A 3,806-nucleotide genomic window follows, 5' to 3' on the forward strand; every position below is an offset into this window, starting at 1 on the left:
CCCATTGGCGCAAATCGTTTGACGGGAACGTGATCGATGAGGTCTCCCGCCATGCCGGAAACCGCCTGAATGAGCGTGCTCTGATTGCTGGCGGTTTCGAGCTTGACCGTGAAGAGGAGTTCGCCTTTCTCATCGACGTAACCGTTCGCCCGCATCCACTTGTGGAACGCCGCGACCTGTTCGACGCGATCTTGCGACAGCCCCGCCGTCCAGACGATGACGGGGCGTTCGCTTGTTTCGCGCCGCATGCACCAGGTCGCGAGCGATGCGAGCACCAGCAGAATCAGCAGGATGCAGAAGAGCCTTCTCATTTCACCTCGATGATCCGGGCCTGTCCGGGCTGAAGTTCAAGCGAAAACATCGGTTTCACCTCAACCGGGCGATCGTTGAGCACATCGCGGAGCTGTTTGCCAGCCGGGACCGGGAAGCGGATGCTTCCGCCCTTTTGAGCCGCGTCGGCGACGCCGCAGAAGAGGTAACTCTTTCCGCCGTCGGCAAACACCTTGTACTCCATCTCTCCGGTGGTGTTGACCTTTCCCGCCCAATCCGGGAGCGGATCACCCGCGACGATCGACTGAGAAATTTCTCCGAATCTGCGCGCGGTTTCGAGAACCCGCGGTCGCAGCTCGGCATACTCCGGATTGACTTTCGGGTCAGTCAGATTCGTGTACATGAAGTAGAAAATTCCGCGCGCTCCCCAGATGACCGGCATGACGAAATTGGACTGGTTGTAGTCCAGCGAAGTGGCGCTCTGAGCTTGAAAATCTTTCTGTCCGTAGCAGTGGATGACCGGCTTCTCCGGGCCGAGGTTCAGCATGCAGAGCTTCACCGCATTCGGATTGGAAACATTGTAGATGATCGCATCCATGCAGTCGCGAAGATTCGGATCCGGTCCCTCATAGGAGAACCAGCGGTGGACGGGATCGTGCGCTCTGACCTGGTCATAGGCCGCCTTGATAATCGGATAGGGCGTGTTCTTGATGGAACGGGTTTCATCGACATAATATCCGAACACGGCCGGATGATGACGGTAGACGTCGAGCCAGGAGGGGAGTTTGGCTGCTTCCCCGGATTTTTCCGTGTAGTCGTGAGGAAGCTGAATCATGACATACGCGCCGAGTTTCCGGGCTTCGTCCAGCAGTTTCAGATTGTTTTTGCGGCCGAGTTCATCGCCCTTGTCGACATCGCGTCGGTTGGTTGCGTAAGTGTGAATCACATTGAATCCGGAATTTACAAGCTCTTCCGGGCGGAAATTCCAGCCGATCCCGGCATAGATGCCGACCGGGAAAAATTTCTTTCCGTCCGCGAGCGTGACTTCGGCGGGGGAGGAAAAATCGACGTTATTCGGCAATTTCATGACGCGCCGGATATTGACGGTGGTCATCGCGACCACCGCATTGTCCTCTCTGCTGATCAGCCGGCCGGCAAGAACGGAGTCGCCATCCGGAATCTCGTGCATGGGAATGCTGATCCGAATCCCATCGACCCGGCATTTGACCACCCGCCTGGATCCGGAGAAGCAGTCGGCTTCGATACGGAATTTTTTGAGCTCCTCAGGGGAGAAATTGTTGACGATGAATTCGGCACTTCTCTTCGCGGTTCCCGGCAGAATAAAGACATCCCCGCTCTCGACGGAGTGAATGCGGAAAGCCGGAATCTGTTTCGGAATATCCTCTTCGGCAAGATTCGTCTCCCGGAGGCGGATGTTCCGATACCAGAGCTTGACCTGCGATCGATTCTGGAGCGTGAGAATCACATCTCCATTGACATTCTCCGCCATCGCGAACAATCCGCGCACGGTCGTCCATTTCCGGCTCGGGATCTGCCACCAGGAGCGCATGAACACCCCGGTTCCCCAGAACGTAGCGTCCGCTTTCAGCGAGGCGTCGGAATCCGAACGGTAATCGTACTGGAACTCATACACCTTGCCGGGAGTGAGTTTCAGACTCTGCTTGATCCGGATCTGGTCGACGTACTCCGGACCGGTAAAATAGAGCAGGAAACCGCCGTTGTCCATTTTCGTCTCGGTTTCTCCTCCGCGGGTATTCGGGCGCTGAACTTCCCAGTAATGGGGAACGCCCGGTTTCCAGCACGGTTTTTCAAACATCCCGTTTTTGATCAGATTGTCTCCGATCGTCTCGTATCCGGGATCAGCGAAAGCGGTGAATGCAGCGGCACAAAGGAGGCCGAGAAGCGGTTTCGAGAGAGAGAGTTTCATCGATTTTCCTTTCATGAGCGGGGGATGTTGCGGTTCAGTCGTCGCCGATGCGGGTAAATGCGCCGCGCCCGCCCCCCTGACTGACCCATGCCGGGCGGCGATAACGGGCGATGGAGATGGAGCTGACCACCCCCTCTTCGATCCCCGGACGCGGATTCCTGATCGTGGTGACGTGCCCGCCGAAAGCGAGTATATTGCAAATATTCGCTCCGTTGTGCCGATACTGCATGAAATTCCCCATATCGGCCGCACCTCCGAGTGCCAATCTGCTGTCGTGCACCCAGAGCAGATCGGGGGAACGCTCCCGGAAGCTCGCGATGGCGGAGCGTTTGATCCCGTTCGGACAGAAGCCGCCCCAGTAGTTCGTATCGTCTTTCCCGTTCCCGAACGTGTCGCCGTTCAAACCGTAACTGGTCTGTTGATAGAACTCATCGGCGGTCGGTTTCGCCGGATCGACCGGCGCGGTCAGGCCGGAATGGCTCGGGCAGAGCAGCTGCTTGAACGCGGTGACGTATCCGGCATCCCACAGGATTTTACTCCAGACGTTACCGGCCCAGCGCTGACTGTCCCGCATCGGGCAGACAAGATCGTTGAAGTCGTTCGAGTAGAATTCAAGTATGATTCCGATCTGCTTGAGATTGTTCTGACATGAGGTTGACTTTGCCCGTTCCCGCGCCTGATTCAGAGCCGGCAGCAGCATACCCGCCAGAATCGCGATGATCGCAATCACCACGAATATCACTTGTTAAATATACATTATGGGAATATATTATTCTATCAATAACCGAGGAGAAAAATGATGAAAGCTTTGATATACGCACGGCAAAGCAGCGGGAAGGATGATTTTTCAGATGCGGCATCTCAACAAATCGAATTTTGTCACATCATGATTGACCGTGGAGCTATTGGTACACTTTAGTTACCTCAAAAGTTTTTTCTGTTCCAAAAGAAAAGAGATTTTGGATCGGGGACAAACACCTGAGTCCAAAATCTCGTTACTACTGCGTCATTGCTTCGCTGTAAAACGGTGCAGCAGAACCCGCACGCCCTGCCCTGGTAGCTCCAGTTCCTGCTCCAATGGGACAGGAGAACCCTGCATGAGGTCGCTCCACTCTTTTTCCCGCTCCAGGACAAGCCGAAATTTCTGCGGCTCTCGATTGTGATTCAGCAGAATACAGAGCTCTGCAGAATCAGAAAAGAGCCGGCAGACTTCAATGCCGGTTCCATCGCAACAGCGCCCATCCTGAAGCAGTTCGGCATTGCGCGCCATGCCGGAGGCAAGAATCGCCTCCCGGAGCCACTCCACAGCAGGCGCGGCAGGAGATTCGTAATACTGCCGGAAAATCTCCGTGCCGGCCAGAATCGCCGTCCCCTTGCCGAAACGGCAGCAGGAGATGGCGCATCGCCCATCCTCATAAGGCACCGTCGCTTCAAGTTCGCCGGCCGGTTCGAGCACATGCCAGTAAAAGAAGCAGGGAGCCTTGCCTGCCGGATATTCCATCGCCGGCGCGGTTTCCCTGCCTTCCCGGTCAAACATGGTTACGCCAAATACCTGTTCAAGGCCACAGATCGGAGCATATCCCTTGAA

Annotated in this window: 4 protein-coding genes; all 4 read right to left on the minus strand. The window is 55.9% G+C overall.

Annotated elements, in window-relative coordinates:
• Positions 1 to 311 (minus strand): hypothetical protein (locus Q0J85_RS15330; protein ID WP_294483205.1); only part of this gene is annotated, 311 nt, incomplete at its 3' end.
• On the minus strand, positions 308 to 2,218 hold the full coding sequence (locus Q0J85_RS15335) for a hypothetical protein (protein ID WP_294483207.1): 1,911 nt from the start codon (positions 2,216 to 2,218) through the stop codon (positions 308 to 310). The genes Q0J85_RS15335 and Q0J85_RS15330, both read right to left, overlap by 4 nt.
• A gap of 34 nt (positions 2,219 to 2,252) precedes the next feature.
• A complete protein-coding gene (locus tag Q0J85_RS15340; protein WP_294483208.1) occupies positions 2,253 to 2,951 on the minus strand; it encodes a DUF1559 domain-containing protein in 699 nt (232 codons plus the stop codon).
• Between the two features lie 273 nt (positions 2,952 to 3,224).
• A partial coding sequence (locus Q0J85_RS15345) for a hypothetical protein (protein WP_294483210.1) occupies positions 3,225 to 3,806 on the minus strand: 582 nt, incomplete at its 5' end.

Source organism: uncultured Victivallis sp. (assembly GCA_944389935.1).
Lineage (GTDB): Bacteria > Verrucomicrobiota > Lentisphaeria > Victivallales > Victivallaceae > Victivallis.

What these genes read in the sequence shown, in the direction of transcription:
- Q0J85_RS15335 (WP_294483207.1), bottom strand. Translation starts at nt 2,218, where the DNA reads ATGAAACTCTCTCTCTCGAAACCGCTTCTCGGCCTCCTTTGTGCCGCT.